The following is an 18,146-nucleotide window of genomic DNA, read 5'->3' as shown; positions in this document are numbered from 1 at the left end:
AGTTATCTTGATTCAGTTCACCAAAATGCATGGGCTAGGCAACGACTTTATGGTGGTCGATGCCGTCACGCAGAATGTATTTTTCTCACCTGAGCAGATCCGCCGTTTGGCGGATCGCAACTTCGGTATCGGGTTTGACCAACTGCTGTTGGTCGAGCCGCCGTACGATCCAGAATTAGATTTTCATTACCGCATCTTCAATGCCGATGGTAGCGAAGTTGAACAATGCGGTAATGGTGCCCGCTGTTTTGCCCGTTTTGTCAAAAACAAAGGACTGACACAAAAGTACAAAATTCGCGTCAGTACCTCATCTGGTAAGATGCTGTTAAAACTCGAGAAAAACGGCTCAGTCACGGTCAACATGGGCGTGCCGATCCTCGAGCCTAACTTAGTGCCGTTTAAAGCCAAAAAGGTTGAAAAAACCTATTTGCTGCCATCACAAAGCCAAACGTTTTTATGCGGCGTGGTTTCCATGGGCAATCCCCATTGCGTGATTGAAGTGGACGATGTGGCTGCCACCGACGTTGATAGTATCGGCGCCGAATTGACCAAACACGAACGTTTTCCTAAAGGCGTGAATGTTGGTTTTATGCAGGTGATTAACCCAGAACATATCAAACTGCGAGTGTACGAGCGTGGTGCGGCAGAAACCTTAGCCTGCGGCAGCGGTGCCTGTGCCGCTGCGGCGGTAGGGCAACTGCAAGGCAAGTTAGCCAAAACGGTGCAAGTTGATCTGCCCGGTGGTTCGCTGACCATTGCGTGGGAAGGTGAGGGGCGTCCGTTGTATATGACGGGGCCCGCGGAACATGTTTACGACGGTCAAATACAGCTATGACAGAGGCAAATACTCGACGCAACCCGCCGTTTGATGAGCAGATTATTCGCGAATATTTGCTGGATAATCCCGACTTTTTCAACCGCTTTCCTGAGCTGTTGTTAGCGATGAAAGTGCCGCATGTTGAACGCGGTGCGGTATCTTTGGTGGAGCGTCGCCAAGAGCTGCTGCGTCAGCGTGTCGGCCAACTCGAAGAAGAGATCACCGCCTTGATGACCATGGCAACGCAGAACGAGCGCATCTTTCGCTTCAACCTGCAGCTGTGCCAAAAGTTGCTCGAGTGTGAAGACATTGGCGAGTTACGCCAAAGCCTCACACACGAGCTAAAACAAGAGTTTGGCTTTAGCCACGTGCGCTTGATTACCGTGCATGATATCGACTCTGATCTGTCGGTGATCTGGCGTAACCGTTTGGCTGATGGTTATTATTTTGGGCGGCTTACCCATCATGAAGCGATGCGCCTGTTTGGTGCTGAGGTCGGCTCGGTATCCTTAGCGCGGTTGTCGGAAGATGCTGGCCAAGTGATTTTTGCTATTGCTAGCGGTGATGCCGCACATTTTCACCCCGAGATGGACAGCATGTTGCTGGAGCAGATCCGCCAGTTGCTGGACCATATGATCCCGAAGTTGTAACTCATGACAGCGTTAACGGCGTCACCTTGGCTAGAAAAATTTGAGCGTTTCCTCAGCGCTGAGCGCCAGTTGTCCCGTTACACCGTGCGCAACTATCTCAATGAACTGCATCGTGTCGGCGCGCTGTTAACCGCTGCCGACTGGCAAAGTGTGAGCTATGAGCAGCTCAAAGCGGTATTAGCTAAACTGCATCGCCAAGGTTTGAGCCCGCGCAGTTTGTCGCTGTGTTTATCGGCGCAGAAGCAGTTTTTTGAGTTTCTGCTGCGTGAACAACAGATAGAAGCTAATCCCGCCGCCCAGTTATCCGCGCCCAAACAGGGCAAACCCCTGCCCAAAAACCTCGATGCCGACAGTGTTAACCATCTGCTCGATATCGACGTTACCGACCCGATCTCTGCCCGCGATAAAGCGTTGATGGAGCTGTTTTATTCCTCTGGTTTGCGTCTGGCTGAACTGGCCTCGTTGAATGTGAACGACATTGACTTGCAAGCGGCGGAGCTGAAAGTGGTGGGTAAGGGCAGTAAAGAGCGCTTGTTGCCGGTCGGCTCGGTAGCGATAGCGGCTATCAAGCAGTGGCTCAATTATCGCGCGACCATGCCGCAGCATGATAACGCCTTGTTTATTAGCCAACGCGGCGGGCGCTTATCGCATCGCGGCATTCAAGCGCGTTTGAGTTATTGGGGCCAGCAGCAGCTATTAGCGGCCAAAGTGCATCCGCACAAACTGCGACACTCGTTTGCTACCCATCTGTTGGAAGCCAGTGGTGATCTGCGCGCGGTGCAAGAACTCCTTGGTCACGCCAATCTGGCAACCACTCAAATCTATACCAGTCTCGATTTTCAACATCTGGCCAAAGTTTACGATGGTGCCCATCCACGCGCCCGTAAAGGGAAAAACTAATGCAGTGTTTTCAGAAGTTGCAACAAGTTGCGGCCATCAGTTTTGATTTGGACGACACCCTGTACGACAATCACCCAGTGCTGATTGCCGCCGAGCAAATCTTGCAGGATTGGTTGCAGCAGCAGTTTCCCAACACGGCCGCTTGGGGTCAAAGTGAATGGCGAGCCCGTAAGCGACAACAGCTCCAGTTGCAGCCAATGTTAATACACGATACCTCAGCGGCGCGCCTTGCCACATTAACTGCTGGATTGCAGGCCTGCGGATACGATGCCGCCACTGCTGCCGCTGGCGCACAGCAAGGTTTAGCGGTGTTTTACCGTGAACGTAGCCGCTTTACCGTGGCGCCGGAAGTGGTTGAACTACTGCTCGCGCTCAAGCAGCGTTATTCGCTGATTGGCATCACTAACGGCAATGTCGATCATCAGCAGATTGGCTTAGGCGCGGTGTTTGAACACGTCATTCATCCTGGTAATGGCGTACGCATGAAACCCTACTGCGATATGTTTGATATCGCCGCAAATGTGCTTGGTATTCCGCTGCCGCAGTTACTGCATGTGGGCGATAATCCGGTGACGGATGTTGAAGGCGCCCGCCGAGTGGGTGCACAAGCAGTATGGCTCACGCCCGCTTATGGGCGTTTGAGCGCCGTTGCTTGTGGTCAACTGCTGCCACACTGGCGTATTGGGCATATCAGCCAACTCAAGACCCTTCTACTGGCTGATTGAGCGATTAAAGCCGCCAACTCAACCATTCCAATGTCGTTCTTGTTAACAAACATTAAAGTTACAAATCCTTGTTATTCCTTGCTGTAATTTCTAGCAAAAAATAGTATTATCACCGCCGTAACATTTGATCTACAATTTAACCAAAGAATAACGTCATTGGGGGCGTTGGTGATTATACGTTTGCTCGTTTTGCTGTCAGCGTTCGTTAATTTGCCCGTATTTGCTGGTCCTCTAGGGGATGAAGGTAGTTTCGGGACGGGATTACTACATCCGCTGTTTGGTATTGATCATCTGCTGGTTGCGCTCAGTGTTGGGATGATCTGCGCCATGTCCTCTAAGCGATTCATCTGTCTGATCCCGATAGGTTTTCTATTCTTTTTAGCGCTCGGTGGTATTGCTGGCGTGCTGCATATGGCATTCCCGCTGGTGAACCTAGTCGTGGCTGGCTCAGTGGTGGCCGTGGGCGGTTTGATCGCCCTCAATAAAGATTTTCCAGTGTCATTTGTGATGGCGTTTGTGGGCTTGTTGGCGCTGTTTCATGGTTATGAACACGGCTCGCAATTGGCCGATATGCAGAACATGGCGGCGTACGGTATCGGATTTATCTTTGGCACCGTGTTACTGCTGCTGTTGGGCGTGTTGCTCGGGCGCGCCATTCTACACTTTGACCATCAACACCGTTGGTTGCGTTACACCGGTAGCGCTATCGCAGCTTTCGGTAGTTATTTAGTGGTGGGTGTGTTTGTCTAACGCCTGCCTCCGCAGTTATTTCTCTCTCTTACAAACATCATAAATTGAATATTTTTATTGAGTTAGCTGAGTATTCATGTAAATAGTATACCGTTTACATTTTTGCTCTACGCCGCTTGGAGTGTGCATGCTCAGCGATTTTGCGTGGTGCGGTTTGCCATTTCGCCGAAGGAGTATGCCATGACAATCGTGGTGAAAACCCTGTCAGAACAAGCTTATGAGATTATTCGTGAGCGCATCTTAACCCATGAAATTTTGCCGTCGAAACCACTGCGGCAAGATGCGTTGTCACAAGATCTAGGCGTGAGCAAAATTCCACTACGCGAAGCGCTGACGCGGTTAGAACAAGATGGCTTACTCAGCTCGCATCCCAATCGTGGTTTTATGGTGCGGCCGCTGACGATTGCAGAAGCCGAAGACGTGTTTCATCTCCGTGGTTTACTGGAGCCTGAAGCAGCAGCCACGGCTTGCTTACATGCGACCGCTGAGGAGCGCAAAAACGTCAGCCGCATCTTCAAACAGTTTGATGGTTTGTTGGTCAGCCAAGGCGCGCAAGCGGTCACCATCAACCGTGAGTTTCATCTGGCGATGATCCGCCCGATCAAACGTGCCGTGAGTTTGAGTATTATTGAAAAACTCCATTTCTTGTCAGAGCGTTATGTGCGCATGCATCTGGAACCGCCACAGCGTGGGCAGACGGCTTACAATGAGCATCTGCATATTTATGAAGCGTGGATGGCGGCAGATGCAACCTCGGTAAAAGCACTGCTATTTGAGCATAACGCAAATACGTTAGCCGACTTGCGGCAGCAGATCCCAACCTAGTTCTGCTGTTAACGCTTATCGCTTAACGCTTATCACATCTGGCTTCAAACAGCATAATTCAAGCCCATTCTGGCGATGATGATTAATCGTCATCATCGGTCGACTTTTGACTGGATGGCAACGAGCCAATGCCCACGCCCAGCAGCATGCCTAAGCTAATCCCCAGTGGAATATGTTTGATGGCAATCCCAAAGAGAAAGCCGACCACAAAGCCCACGGCAATATTGAACGTCAAGTTTTCATCGCGTCTGTTTTGGTTCATCTTGCCCTCGCTTGGCAGTCATGCTCGACATTTTCAGCCTCAGTCAGATAGAGGTGCGCTTAATTGACGTCCGTGTGTACTCCAATGGTGAGAACATTGTGTTCAGGTTCATATTAAGTGTAGCAAGCAAATTAGCATTTCATGCTGCAAGCTAAAATTTGCTCATGGTGATGCCGAATAAAACTCGCTGAACTTGGCGTGCTAGCGGCGGCTGCGCTCCGTGGCCGAGCAAGTCTGGGCTTGGTATTGTCCGCCGCATAAATTTGAAGCACAAAAAAAACGCCTCTGGGAAGGCGTTTTTGCTTGCTGGGTTATCATTCACCGGAATGATGTATTTCTAACAAACTGTTATTTCAGATTGTTTGGAAAATCTTTTGGTAATTCACTGGCGGCGCAGTTGATCACTTCTTCATTGTTTTCGCCGCAATCACGGACAAAGGTGATGGTGGCGAATTCGTCGATCACTTCTGTTGGGTAGGCTGGGCCGGCATCGCGATAGGCTTTCATCTGTTCGATGTGTTCGTTTTGGAAACACACGGTTTTTTTCGGGTCGTTGATGATCCAACGTGGGAAGAAGATGGTGCCGTGGAATACTTTGTCGCCCAAGTTGATAATCAGGCTCACGTCGGTGCCGGTAGGTTCAGTCCAAGAGATTTTGTACACATCGCTGGCAACGCGCACCAGATAGATCTGTTGGTCTTTGACCCAACGGTTACCCACGATACCGCTGTGAATGCGGTAGTCCATGGTTGCAGCGTTTTTAACGTAAATTTCGTAGTTCCAGCCATTGTCATAGGTATACACCAGATGTTTGCCGACTAAGCCGCTGACATCATTCTTATCAAACATATTCTTTACCTCTCATGTGCTGTTCATTTAACTTGTGCCCAGCTTAATCATTTTATATTTTTATAAAAAACGTAATTTTTGAATAAAAAACATAAAGAATTTTTATATGTTTAAAACCAGCATTGAGCAGTGGCAGCTGTTAGCAGCGGTGATTGAGCATGGCAGTATTGCCAGTGCAGCAGAGCAGCATCACCGTAGTCAGCCAGCGGTGAGTTATCAGCTAAATCAGTTGCAGCAGCGTTTGGGCGTAGAACTGTTGCAGTTACAAGGGCGGCGCTTGGTGTTGACCGAGGCGGGGGCGGCGCTGTTGGCGCAGGCGCAACTACTGTTGAATGGCTTTAGCGATTTGGAACTGCGGGCTGAGGCGATTCATGCCGGTCGGCGGGCGGTGGTGAATCTGGTGGTGGATAGTATGTTTCCACAGCCGTGGTTATTTGCCGGACTAAAGGCGTTCCATCAGCAATACGCGCAGACCCAAGTGCATGTGCAAGAGTCAGTGAAAGATGAGGGCATATTGCAGCTTCAACAGCAGGCGGGCGATTTGTATCTGATCAGCTTGCCGCCTGCTACCGCGCTAGAAAAACAGTTTGTGATGGATGTGCAGTTTGTCTGTGTGGCACACAGTGAGCATCCGTTGTTGCAAGTCGCGCCAGAACTGCGGCGCTCACAATTGGCGAACTATCCGATGATCCAAGTGGTGGATAAACAAAGCCAGCAGTTGAGTCAGCAATATCCAACTGCGCAGGAATCTTGGTATTTCACCTCGATTGATGCGGCGATTGGCGCAGTGGTGAATCAGCTCGGTTTTGGTTGGCTGCCTCAACAGCAAGTAGCGCCGCTATTGGCGGATGGCACGCTGGCGAGCATTGGCGTGAATAGCCGTACCACGCCACTCTATTTTGTGCGTGATGACCGCAGCCGCTACGATCCAACAGTGCAGGCGCTGAGTGAGGCATTACAGCAACAGATTGCTAAGGGCTGTTGACCTTTGTTGTATCCAGCTTACTTAGTTGACTAAGCGTCACTGGCCGCGCCTCGCCCATAATCCGTTTGATTTGCAGTTTAAAGGCCCGGAGTGACATGCACTGCTTAGCTTAATTAAAGCTGATGTTTTCACCCATTTATTGCACTGAATCTATCGATATAAACCCTTTGTTATTCGATTTTTCGAGGTCTATGCTGATCCGAGTTCGAAGGATTGAGACTGTTGAACTGAATACTCAGGAGGGTATATGTCTATTGTTCCACGTACCGTAACATCCCCCAAAAAATTCATTATTGGGAAAGGCCTTTTGGCCCAAATGCATGACTACGTTAAAGATTTCGGTGACAACGCATTTATCATCAGTGATGAATTCATTCTGAATCGCGTGCAAGAAGAAGCCGTGTCTGCACTGCAAGCCGCTAACATTGAAGCCAAAGCGGAGAAGTTTAACTACGAATGTAGTGAAGCGGAAATTAAGCGCTTGGGCGCGCTGGCTGAACAGCAACATGCCAATGTGATTGTGGGTGTCGGCGGCGGTAAAACGCTCGACTCAGCCAAGGCGGTGGCGTATTACCACAAGCTGCCCGTCGTGCTTTATCCAACTATCGCCTCTACCGATGCGCCTTGTACCGCACTGGCGGTGATTTATAGCGCAGAAGGGGAGTTTGAACGTTATTTGTATCTGCCACAAAACCCTGACGCCGTGATTGCGGATACGTCGATTTTGTGTGCGGCACCGCAACGCTTTTTCGCAGCGGGGATCGGTGACGCGTTAGCCACCTATTTTGAGGCGCGTACCTGTTATGCCGCTGATGGCATTAACTTGGTATTGAAAAAACCATCGCGTACCGGTTTAGGTTTGGCTGAGTTGTGTTATCAACTGCTGCGCGAAAATGTTGCTGCGGCGATGGATGCGGTGAAAAACAAGATTGTCACCCCAGCATTGGAGCAAACCATTGAGGCCACCATTTATTTGAGTGGTGTTGGTGCGGAAGCGGGCGGTTTGGCTGCGGCGCATGCGGTGAACAACGGCATGTCAGCCGTGCCAGATCTGCACCGGGCGCAACACGGTGAAAAAGTGGTGTTTGGCTTGTTGACTCAGTTGGTATTGGAAAACGCGCCGAAAGCGGAAGTGGATGAAGTGATCCGTATCATCAAAACCGCAGGTTTGCCGCTGACGTTGGCCGATATGGGGCTGCAACACTTCGTTGAAGCCGAATGGCGCACCGTGGCGAAGATTGCCTGTGCCGAAGGCGATACCATGGGCAATATGACCATGGAACTGAGCGAAGATGATGTTTATCAAGCGATGATTGCCGCTAACGCCATGGCTGAACGCTATAAGGCGCAAGCTTAAGCTCGGCAAAGTAAATGTGGTGCGTTCAGCACCGCGACTAACGCCTATTAAAACGAAAAAGCCGTCAAATTTGACGGCTTTTGTTTATACCACTGCGCGTTACAGTGGGATTGGGTTGCCATTCAGTGTGGTTTGACCTTGCTCGATGGCGGCTTCCAGCACTAACTTGCCATCTTTTTCCTGCAACATGCCGGTTTGGATCAGTTGATCCAGCACTACGCCTGATTGACTATCCAGCATCTGTTTTTGTTCATCAGCAGACATCTGCGCGAACTGTGGTGAGTAAGCTAATTGCTCTTTCAGTACCACGTTACTGATAAACGTCGCCATGCCTTTATCCGCATTGGCGTTCAGATGGGCTTTCAGGTGTTGTAACCAGAAAAATTTGTCAGTCAGTTGCTGAGCGGTCACTTGCTGGGTGATATCAGCAATGCTGCTATCGAGTTTGGCCGACAATTTACCTTCAGGCACTTCGGCACCCAGTTCAAAATTAAGCTGTGGCGACTTTTTCAATAACTCAGGCAGTTTTTGTTCTATTAGGCTAGCCATTTGCATCTGCACAGCTTCGGTATCTTGGCCAGCGCGATAACCATCTTCGATCAGCTGTTGAAAATCACGCAAGAAGCCATTGTCGATGTTGTTGATATCCATCGACAGCATCATGTTGTTGATATTGATATCTTGATAATGCGCTTCAGCCAGCTCGTAGCGCGCTTGAATGCTGCTGGTGTCGTTTTTACTATCAATCGTGTTGGCGGCTTTAATCAGCAACTTAGCCGCGTTGAAGTAATCAGAGGTAAAACTGCCCGCGGTGAAGGTGGTAGAAGATGCATAGAGATCGCCTGCCAGCGCACCCGCTAAGTCGGTATCAGCGGTTAGCTCGATTTTGATATCTTTGATGGCGGCATCAAATTCGCCTTCGCTGGTCAGTGAATCGATGTTGCCAGCGTAATGCAGGGTCTTACCTGACCATGAACCATCACCTTCATAACCACTAAATTTGAATGTCAGTCGGCCAGTGTCATCGCTAAAGTTGGCGGCAGTTATCTCATCGTGCACTTGCAAGCTGTTGGTCAATGAAGAGGTGACCACCAGTTTGTACAGTGGCTGCTCAGCATCCCACGTCAGGTATTTACGCAGTGGCTCGGCGGCAATTGCAGCGCTTGAGCTATAGAGGCCGAACAGCCCATTTTCATCAAACAGCAGCGGGCCAAATTTGGTATCCAGCGTCACATCAGTTTGCAGCTGTGGCAGATCTGCGGCAATTGGGTCGTTGGCAAATTGCGGTAGTTGCGCCAAATCTACGGCTAGCGCCAGCTGTGTCTTGGCACTGAACCAACCTTGTTCGTTGCTAAGAATGGTGACTTTGTAGCCTGGCGCAGCATTGAGTTGGGCAATCACATCTTGCATCTGTTGCTCAAAACGTGAACTCGCGTATTTAGGTGTGGCAACCACGGCTCCTGCAACAACAACCGCACCAACGAGCAATAGTTTTTTCATGAAAAATCCTTTTAGTTGATCACCTTGCTCGCAAAGCTACGAACAAAATTCGTGTATGTATGAGTATCAGACAAAAGCTGGCTGACATCGAAAGTTGACATAATATGCCATTGAATGAGTCGAAAAAACAAGGGGTAACTGAAATTAGACCATCAGTTTGGCAATTTTAGTTAAGCGGTTGTAACGGTGACAGCGGCCGCAGCAACGGGATGCTACGGCCGCTAAAGTGTGCTTAAGCCAACCAGTGGGTGACGGGTTTTGCTAATACCGCTAATAACTTAGGACGGTAGGTGAGCAGCAGTATCACGGTACAGGCCGCTAAGGTCAGTAACATGGCCCAGTTGATTAACGCGATAGAGATGCTGTCGATGGTTAACATCGGCCATAGTGACATCACTAACGCCACCCAACCCACTAACGTCAGCAGTCGCTGTTGTGCCAACGTGAGCGTCATATCGACAATCTTGTTGGCGTTACGGCCAGTGTTGACGCACAGCAGGTTAAAGCCGATAAAGGCCAAGACAAATCCGAGTAATGACATGTTATTGCTCCTGTAAACTGTCGGCTTGGCGTTTGTTAAAGCGTGGTTTTGGCTCGGCGGGTGACGCGAGGGTTTTTGCCGCCTGAATCTTCAACTGCACTTGGCGAGCCGCAAATAGCAGCCCTAAGCCCAATGCTAAGGCGGTTAAGTCAAAGCCGACACTGGCAAACTGGCCTTGCTGTAAGTTTTGCCAGATAAAATTACCGCCAGATAAACCATTCAGCAGCGGCAGCGACATCAAGCCCAATGCGGCCAGCAACAGCTGCTCGCGCCATGCGTGCAGATGCGGGCGGAAAATCGCGTGCAGCAAACATATCCCCCAGACGATAAAGAAGCCGTTGATCTCCCATTCGCCCCGTTCGGCCTGAGTGGCAGGCACTAAACGGTTGGCCCAGAAAAATCCCGCTACGGCGCACATCAGCCCGGCGATGGCCGCCACGTTCAGTCGTTCCACCAAGCGGTGGCCTTTCGGCATATAGCCGAGTTTCTGGCGGTCTTTCTCACGGGCGACCAGCCACATCACCAGTCCAGAAGCGATCATCACTGAGCCAAACACCCCTGACAAAAATAGCAGCGCGCGGGTGATTGGCGTGGCAAATAGCCCCATGTGGGTGGTTAACATAAATTTCCAAATGGTTTCAGCGGCAGAGTGCTCCGGCTCCTCTTTGGGGAGGAACTTGCCAGTGACGCCATCGTAACGCAGATCATCCAAGCTCGCTTTGCCGCCAAACAGTGACGGAGCCAAGGTGGTCACGCTGATTTCGGCGTCGGCTTTCCCCGGACGTTTGATGTTGATGCTATCAATCCCTTCTGGTGCACGTTGCAGGGCATCGGCGGCAATGGCATTGATGTCATACAGTCTGGCGTTATTAGGATTGGGCGCGGGCTGCTCGATGTTACCCCCGCCGCGGTAATCTCTTAAAAAGCCGCGCGGATCACCGTTGTACGCTGCACCAGCCACCATTGGCACTAACTGCCCCGCCAAAAATAGCAGCCCGGAAAAGGTTAAGATCAGATGGAACGGCAGGGCGATAACGCTGGTGGCCGCGTGAGCATCAAGCCAAGAGCGCTGGCCTTTTCTCGGCCGAAACGAGAAGAAATCTTTAAAGATATTACGGTGGATAATCACTCCGGTAATGATGGCGACAAACATGAAGAACGTGGCGATGACCACTAAGGTGCGGCCAATGGCCCAGTGCATGCCATACAGTTGGAAGTGGAAACGATAGAGGAACTCGCCACCCGCCGTGTCCCGTGGGGTGATCACTTGGCCGGTTGCTGGGTCCATCATGAAGTACTTCATGCCACGGTAACCTTCTTGCGGCTTGAGTTTGCCCGCACTATCAGTTGCTGGCGCTGCCGTCGAATGTTGCTGCTCGCTTTTGGCGGCCGCATTGTGGCTGCCCGGTTTGCCTTCTCTAGCTTCGCCTTGTTCTGGCTCTGGCACACGCCAGCGCACCTGATAAAGTGGCGTGCGAGCGGTGGGAAAACCGATGGTCCACTGCTCGGCATCGGCGCCATATTCCTCTAATAAGGCGGTCGCATGCGTGAGGCCTTGGCCTTGATCATAAATTGTGGCTTGCTGGGTTTCCGGTTGCATCCACTGGGTGATCTCTAAGCGATAGAACGACAGCGTGCCAGTGACGAAAATGGCAAAGAGTAGCCAGCCAACGGGTAATCCGGTCCAAGTGTGGACCCAAGTCATCGACTTGCGGAAAGAACGTTGCTTATCAAATTTCACACTATTGCTCCTGTCAGCCAGTACAGCGTAGCCGCAGCCGCAGCGGCGGGGATGGCTAAACCGATAAATGCGCCAATTAACGTACGGGCGTGAAACACCCACAGCACGGCGAGTAACTGTGCCACAAAGCCGAGCATGATGGCGCTCATGGTGGCGTCTTTCGCTGGCATTGCGAGCGTGATAGCAATTGCTGAACCCATTAAAATGGCAATGGCATAGGCGCCAAATAATGCCAATACGCAGCGGATGGTGGTGTTTAACCAGCCAATGCGGTCCAGTGGCGTATAAATGGGATTAACCAAAATCATGATGACATCCTCATCAAATGAGCTGATATAACGGCAAAAGCCGCACTCAAAGAGCGCGGCAATTGCTGGGTACTGTTGCGGTTAGAACGAGTAGGTGGCTTGCGCATAGTAAGCGCGTCCTGGCTCGTTGTAGGTGTTAGCCCCTTGAGTTGAGTTGGTCGACTCGCGGTACAGACGACGGTCAGTCAAGTTGGTCACACCGATGCTAAAGCGCAGTGAATCATTCAGATGATAAACCCCACCCAGACTTAACAAGCTGTATGGCTCGCGTTCACGTAGAGAATCGCCAGCGGCATCGGCGCCAGTTAAGGTCATGGTTTGTGGTTTCTGCGTACCGTAACGGGTCCAAGTGAACGACAGTGACAGATCGTCAATCACTTGCCAATCAACCATCGAGTTGATGGTATAACGTGGGATCACTGACAATGGTTGACCCGTGGTTTCATTACGGTTCTTGTCCATATAAGTCACGTTGGTGTTCCAGCTCAGCACTTCGCCGTATTCACCCAGCAACGGTACTTTTAAGTTACCTTCAACCCCTTCCACAATCGCTTTGTCGGCGTTGACCCATTGCAGCAGATAAGCACCGTTATCGTTTTCACCGTAGGGCACGAGGCCTGAGACAATTTTGCCATCGTAATCGTTGCGGAAGTAGGTCACGCTCGCATTCCAACCATCGTGTTGGTATTGCAGGCCGACTTCTTTGTTGACGCTGGTTTCTTGGTCGAGGTCGTCATTACCCAGAATGTAGCAACCAGCACCTTGGCTTGGGAACTGGTTAGGGCAACCATTACCACGGGTGTAATACAGATAATCTGGGTTTGATTGATACAAGTTCGGCGCTTTGAACGCTTTGGCGATACCGAGACGCAGAGTCAAGTCTTGGGTCAGCTCATATGAGGTGCTGACATAAGGGCTGAAGTTGCTGCCAAATTTGTCGTAGTGATCCATGCGCAGACCGGCGGTAAACATCCAAGCTTGCGTCAGCTCAATGTTGTCTTCGGCGTACAGTGCTTGGTATTTGCTATCGGACTTACCATCACGCTCATCGCTTAAACCATCAATGGCGCCGCCCATTGTGCCCTGAGAAACTGAGTGCGGATCATCCAGTTTATCTTGGCCAACTTCAAAACCGACGGTGCCGTTGTGCGCCATATTCCACAGTTTAAACGGAATGCTGGCGCTGCCTGCTAACTCATAGGTTTCATAAGTCGACGTAGACCATTCGGTATCAGAGGTAATACTGCCTTCGCCACCGCCCGCTAATCCTTCATTCATGCGATAGTTGCGGCTGTTTTCATAAGAGAATGACAGATTGGTATCACCCCAATCCCAGCTACCGCGATGGGCGATAGAGGCGCTTTGGCGATACATAACGTTGGTTTCGATGCCGTTATTGGCTAACTCGTTCATTAAGTCGCTACCGTTGGTGTTCACCGCGCGGTCACCCGCGTAGATGTTACCTTGACGGCTATAACCTGCTTCAACTTCCAGCACTTGATGTTTGGAAGCATCCCAACGTACTAAACCGTTAACGTCTTTATTGCGCACTCCTTCACGACCGGCTGGCGCCATGGCCGTTTCGGTGGTGGCGAAATCACCGTTTAAACGTGGATCGTCAGCGTCAGTTTTGGCGATGTTGCCATACAGGCGGAATGATAATTCATCGCTCAAGCCACCAGACAGGTTGAAGCCAGCGCGTTCACTGGCGCCTTCTAGGCTTTCTTCTGGTTGACTGGTAAACAAACTTACGCTGCCGTGTAGCTCTTTTGATGGCGCTTTGGTGATGATGTTGACCACACCACCAGAGGCGCCAGAGCCATAACGCGCCGCCGCTGGGCCACGCAGAATTTCGATACTTTCTACTGCATCGACTGGCACCCAGTTGGTATCGCCGCGGCTGTTACGCTCACCAGAGCGACCCATGCGCACGGAGTTACGTGATGATACGGGTTTACCGTCGATCAAAATCAGGGTGTTTTCAGGGCCCATGCCGCGCAGGTCGATCTGACGGTTGTTACCGTATTGGCCTGAGGCGCTGTTACCGGTGAGGTTAACGCCGGGCATTTTGCGAATAATATCCGCTAAGTCATTCGCAGGAGGACGACGGGCTAAGTCTTCAGCGGTGATAAATGATACACCCAGCGATTGTTTAATCTGCTGCTCAGCCGTACCGACTACTGTGATTTTTTCATCAATGGCGCGTTTTTTAGCTTGATGTTGCCCAAGAATCGAGGTGGTGTCAGCTACAGTTGCTGCTACATCTGGGCTCTGAGTCTCGGTATTGTTAGCATGTGCCATGCCTGCCGCTAACGCGAGGGCTAATGCACTCACTACTGATACAGTAGTGGGGACTGAACGGATCATCTATCGCTCCCAAAATTACAAATGATAATTATTAGCATTCGCGATATGGTAGTGACCTTGTGACCAAAACTCAAACCAGAATTTGTGGATAATCAATTAAGTATTACTTAATTAAGCGATCACGACAGAATAATTTATCGTTAAATCGGCTATAAGCAGTGGGTTATCCCTGTTAACATAACCTGAATCGCGGCTATCTTCTCCGCATTGCTGTTTGGTTTGTAGAATTTAATGATGTTATCTGTGATCTCCATCGCTTCTGAACAACGTACCCGCATCGCAGGCTGGCTTGTCTGTGGTACTGCGGCGAGTTATCTGTTAGCCATCGCACTCAATATCTCGTTATTCATTCCCACCATTATTGCTTGGCTTGCCGTGGCATTTTGCTGGCCGTCGTTAGGTAAGTCGGCACACAAACAAGCGGCGATTTTGTTTGGTTGTGGCGTGATCATGCTGCTGTGGGGCGCGATTAAGCAGGTGGAACTGGGGCTGTTTGATGCGGTGTCACGCAATCTGCCGCTACTCACCATGTTTGTGGCGGTGTCGTTTCTGGCGCTCACCAATCCCGAGGCAGAAGATACCTCACAGCCGATGGGCAAACGGGGGTTTTGGTCGACAATTCTGTCGTGTCATCTGCTGGGGGCGGTGATCAATCTATCGATCATCTTCGTGGTGGGAGATCGCTTGCAACGCAAAGCGCCGTTGACCCGCGGCCAGATCGTGGTGTTGATGCGCGGCTTCTGCTCTGGCGGGTATTGGTCGCCGTTTTTTATCGCCTTTGGTGTGGCAATGACGTATGCCAGCGGAGCGCAGTGGACGCGTACTGTGGTGCCTGGGCTGATTTTGGCACTGTTAATGGCGCTGTTTACCTACTATGAAATGCGCCGCTATCGCATTAATGGTTTTCGTGGTTATCCGCTGAAACGCGATAGTTTGCTAATGCCACTGATATTGGCGGTGTTGGTGCTGGTGTTACACACGGTTTACCCCGAGGTGCATATCCTCACCATTATCAGTATCGCGGCACCGATTGCTGCTTTGTTGTTTATCAAAGGGCGGCCACGGCGGCAGGTGTTGGTTACTTATATCGAGCGGCGTTTGCCGAGTGTGGCGAGCCAATTCGCGCTGTTTCTCGCGGCCGGGGTATTTTCTAGTGGGGTGGCGGCGTTGATTGCCAGTTACCCCGAACTGTTTCAATTCAACATTGCCCATATTTCGCCGTGGGTATTCTGGGGCGCCAGTTTAATGATGATTCTGGTCGGCTTGATTGGGGTGCATCCGCTGGTGAGTGTGTCGCTGGCAAGCCCATTGTTGCTGCCCATCGCCCACGATCTCAACCAACTGGCATTTCTTTATCTGTCGGTGTGGGGCACGGCCACGGCGGTGAGCCCGCTGTCGGGCGTCGGTTTGGCGATGGTGAGCCGTTATCAGGCCAACAGTATTGCCATTTTGCGCGATAACTGGCGTTACTTGCTGTTTATGTGGTTTAGCGCGGGTGCGCTGAACTGGCTAATCTTCGGTAGCTGATAACTATTTTTAGTGACAAAAAAGCCACGTTGATACGTGGCTTTTCGTCTTTAAATCAACAGATTAATCTTGATACGGTGACTTGCCACCATCGGCAATAAACTGGTCGATACGTGCATCCAACACCGACAGCGGTACCGAACCCATCTGCAACACGGTGTCGTGGAAGGCGCGAATATCGAACTTCTCACCTAAGGCTTGTTCCGCTTTCTGGCGGTTGTTCACTATGCTCATTTCGCCGAGATAGTAAGACAAGGCCTGACCCGGCCACGCGATGTAACGGTCAACTTCGGTGGTCACTTCATGGGTCGATAGTGCGGTGTTATCCAGCATGTAGTCCTGCGCTTGTTTGCGACTCCAATGTTTGGCGTGAATACCGGTATCCACCACCAAGCGGGCGGCGCGCCACATCTGATAACTTAGCATGCCAAACACTTCGTATGGCGTGTGGTACATGCCCATCTCTTCGCCAAGCTTTTCACTGTATAGCGCCCAACCTTCACCAAAGGCGGAGATGTAATAGTTACGGCGAAACTCCGGCAGCGCTTTGTTCTCAGCCGCCAATGGCATTTGGAACGCGTGGCCGGGGGCGGATTCATGCAGCGTCAGCGCTGGCAGTGAATACAGTGACCGAGCGGGCAGGTTGTAAGTATTCACCAAATAGACCCCCGGACCACCGCGACCGGCGGTGTAGTACGGCGCGATATCATCTGGTACCGGAATCACCGCAAATCGGCTGCGTGGCAGGCGGCCAAAGTACTGCGCCGCTTTGCCGTCAAACTCTTTGGCAATCCACGCGGCGCGGTCTAACAATGCTTGTGGCGTTTTGACGTAGAACTGCGGATCGGTGCGCAGAAAGTCGAGAAACTCTTTCAAGCTGCCATCAAACTGCACCTGTTTCATCACATCAAACATGCGCTGCTTGATGCGCGCTACTTCATCTAAACCGATTTGATGGATCTGCTCTGCGCTCAAGTCCAGCGTGGTGTAGGTGTTGATTTGCGATTGGTAGAAGGCTTTGCCGTCCGGCAGATCATATGCTGCCAGTGACTCGCTACCGTGCGGAATATATTCATTACGCAGGAAATCCAGCACCAGTTTATGGGCGGGGATCACCGCTTCGCTTATCGCTTTTAGCCCGGCTTGCTGTAACTCGGTTTTGAGTTTTGCGGGCAGGTTGGTTGGCATCTTGGTAAATGGACGATAGAAAATATTGTCGGCACCTTTGGCATCGACCACTGAGGCAGCGGTGGCGTCACGGCCTTGTAAGCTGATTTTTGGCAACACGAAACCACGTTCCATACCAGCGCGCATGTTGGCAATGTTCTGCTTAAAGTAGCGCGGCATGTCTTGCAGCCACTGAATGTAGTTGCGGTAATCCTGCTCGGTGTGGAAACCGTCGTCGGTCATGTAGGTCAAATCGCCCCAAAATGAGGTGTCGCCAGTAAGCGGACGTTCATACACTTTGTTGGTGATGTCGGAGATCAGCGAACCGATTTGTTGCTGGTATACCAGCAGGTTCATCTGGTTATCGGGCGATAACTTACTGCTATCGATGGTTGACAACTTTTGTTGCACATTTTGCCAGTAACTGAGGTTGGCTTGCTGCTTGGTTAAACTGACATCTGGCAAGGAACTTGGCACCGTGGCAACCACGCTATCTTCGTCCACGCCGTTTTGATCCTGACGCCATTGCCATTCAGTTTTATAAATATTTTCAAATGCTTGGTCGGCGCTGCTCGCCATGGCGCTAGATAGTGGTTGTAGAGCCAGCATTGATGCTAACAGCAACATGCGCGGAAAAACGGGTTTGCTTGGCACTGCCTTCTCCTTGTTGTATTAGTGTTGTCATTTCGTATACGTTATAAAAAGAACATGAAACCCTTTTTACGTCAATCGCTAAGCTTACGGAGCAGGCGTCAGCGCGCAGGCTCAATTGTTCAACTCATGCTGCCAGCGTTGGATAGCAGTGCAATAGCAGGGTAACAATCGATAGTAAGCAAATGTGTGCCGCATTAAGATAGTGCCATTTATCGCCGCTA

The 18,146-nt window shown here is 50.9% G+C and carries 17 protein-coding genes; 9 read left to right on the top strand and 8 right to left on the bottom strand.

What is annotated here, in order from left to right; genetic code table 11:
• Window positions 1–7 precede the first annotated feature (7 nt).
• The 6 genes from dapF to L9G74_RS06930 all read left to right on the top strand — a co-directional run bounded on the left by dapF (window position 8) and on the right by L9G74_RS06930 (window position 4,667).
• On the top strand, window positions 8–835 hold the full coding sequence (gene dapF, locus L9G74_RS06955; protein WP_238895574.1) for a diaminopimelate epimerase: 828 nt from the start codon (window positions 8–10) through the stop codon (window positions 833–835).
• Window positions 832–1,467, top strand: coding sequence for a DUF484 family protein (locus L9G74_RS06950; protein WP_238895573.1), 636 nt, complete (start codon window positions 832–834; stop codon window positions 1,465–1,467). The genes dapF and L9G74_RS06950 overlap by 4 nt, the downstream gene beginning before the upstream one ends.
• Before the next feature lie 3 nt (window positions 1,468–1,470).
• Entirely contained in the window at window positions 1,471–2,367 is an 897-nt protein-coding gene (gene xerC, locus L9G74_RS06945) for a tyrosine recombinase XerC (protein WP_238895572.1), read from the top strand.
• A complete protein-coding gene (locus tag L9G74_RS06940; protein WP_238895571.1) occupies window positions 2,367–3,092 on the top strand; it encodes an HAD-IA family hydrolase in 726 nt (241 codons plus the stop codon). The genes xerC and L9G74_RS06940 overlap by 1 nt, the downstream gene beginning before the upstream one ends.
• A 168-nt stretch (window positions 3,093–3,260) precedes the next feature.
• The gene (locus L9G74_RS06935) at window positions 3,261–3,842 is read left to right on the top strand and encodes a HupE/UreJ family protein (protein ID WP_238895570.1); all 582 of its coding nucleotides are present in this window, start codon (window positions 3,261–3,263) and stop codon (window positions 3,840–3,842) included.
• Between the two features lie 180 nt (window positions 3,843–4,022).
• A complete protein-coding gene (locus tag L9G74_RS06930; RefSeq protein WP_238895569.1) occupies window positions 4,023–4,667 on the top strand; it encodes a GntR family transcriptional regulator in 645 nt (214 codons plus the stop codon).
• 82 nt (window positions 4,668–4,749) lie between these two features.
• Here L9G74_RS06930 and L9G74_RS06925 read toward each other — a convergent pair whose 3' ends face one another.
• A complete protein-coding gene (locus L9G74_RS06925; RefSeq protein WP_238895568.1) occupies window positions 4,750–4,929 on the bottom strand; it encodes a glycine zipper domain-containing protein in 180 nt (59 codons plus the stop codon).
• Window positions 4,930–5,277: 348 nt separating this feature from the next.
• Entirely contained in the window at window positions 5,278–5,778 is a 501-nt protein-coding gene (locus L9G74_RS06920; RefSeq protein ID WP_238895567.1) for a phenolic acid decarboxylase, read from the bottom strand.
• 106 nt (window positions 5,779–5,884) lie between these two features.
• On the opposite strand from L9G74_RS06920, the gene L9G74_RS06915 reads away from it, so the two are divergent.
• Both L9G74_RS06915 and L9G74_RS06910 read left to right on the top strand, forming a co-directional pair.
• Window positions 5,885–6,763, top strand: a complete 879-nt coding sequence (locus L9G74_RS06915) for a LysR family transcriptional regulator (protein ID WP_238895566.1) — start codon at window positions 5,885–5,887, stop codon at window positions 6,761–6,763.
• 247 nt (window positions 6,764–7,010) lie between these two features.
• Window positions 7,011–8,120 carry a glycerol dehydrogenase gene (locus tag L9G74_RS06910; RefSeq protein ID WP_238895565.1) on the top strand — a complete coding sequence of 370 codons (1,110 nt, stop codon included), beginning with the start codon at window positions 7,011–7,013 and terminating at the stop codon, window positions 8,118–8,120.
• Between the two features lie 99 nt (window positions 8,121–8,219).
• Here L9G74_RS06910 and L9G74_RS06905 read toward each other — a convergent pair whose 3' ends face one another.
• From L9G74_RS06905 to L9G74_RS06885, 5 genes are all read right to left on the bottom strand, one after another.
• Window positions 8,220–9,620 (bottom strand): YdgA family protein, encoded by a 1,401-nt coding sequence (locus L9G74_RS06905; RefSeq protein WP_238895564.1) that lies wholly within the window; start codon window positions 9,618–9,620, stop codon window positions 8,220–8,222.
• A 232-nt stretch (window positions 9,621–9,852) separates the two neighbouring features.
• Window positions 9,853–10,161, bottom strand: coding sequence for a DUF3325 domain-containing protein (locus L9G74_RS06900; RefSeq protein ID WP_238895563.1), 309 nt, complete (start codon window positions 10,159–10,161; stop codon window positions 9,853–9,855).
• Between the two features lies 1 nt (window position 10,162).
• Window positions 10,163–11,902, bottom strand: a complete 1,740-nt coding sequence (locus tag L9G74_RS06895) for a PepSY-associated TM helix domain-containing protein (RefSeq protein WP_238895562.1) — start codon at window positions 11,900–11,902, stop codon at window positions 10,163–10,165.
• On the bottom strand, window positions 11,899–12,210 hold the full coding sequence (locus L9G74_RS06890; protein WP_238895561.1) for a hypothetical protein: 312 nt from the start codon (window positions 12,208–12,210) through the stop codon (window positions 11,899–11,901). The genes L9G74_RS06895 and L9G74_RS06890 overlap by 4 nt, the downstream gene beginning before the upstream one ends.
• A gap of 81 nt (window positions 12,211–12,291) precedes the next feature.
• Window positions 12,292–14,577 carry a FepA family TonB-dependent siderophore receptor gene (locus tag L9G74_RS06885; protein WP_238895560.1) on the bottom strand — a complete coding sequence of 762 codons (2,286 nt, stop codon included), beginning with the start codon at window positions 14,575–14,577 and terminating at the stop codon, window positions 12,292–12,294.
• 231 nt (window positions 14,578–14,808) lie between these two features.
• On the opposite strand from L9G74_RS06885, the gene L9G74_RS06880 reads away from it, so the two are divergent.
• Complete coding sequence (locus tag L9G74_RS06880) at window positions 14,809–16,104, top strand: hypothetical protein (protein ID WP_238895559.1); 1,296 nt, start codon at window positions 14,809–14,811, stop codon at window positions 16,102–16,104.
• Window positions 16,105–16,167: 63 nt separating this feature from the next.
• Here L9G74_RS06880 and L9G74_RS06875 read toward each other — a convergent pair whose 3' ends face one another.
• Window positions 16,168–17,925, bottom strand: coding sequence for a DUF885 domain-containing protein (locus L9G74_RS06875; RefSeq protein WP_238895558.1), 1,758 nt, complete (start codon window positions 17,923–17,925; stop codon window positions 16,168–16,170).
• Between the last annotated feature and the right edge of the window lie 221 nt (window positions 17,926–18,146).

Origin of the sequence: Shewanella electrica (assembly GCF_022321485.1) — a bacterium.
Lineage (GTDB): Bacteria > Pseudomonadota > Gammaproteobacteria > Enterobacterales > Shewanellaceae > Shewanella > Shewanella electrica.
This window is presented reverse-complemented; position numbering and strand designations above follow the sequence as displayed.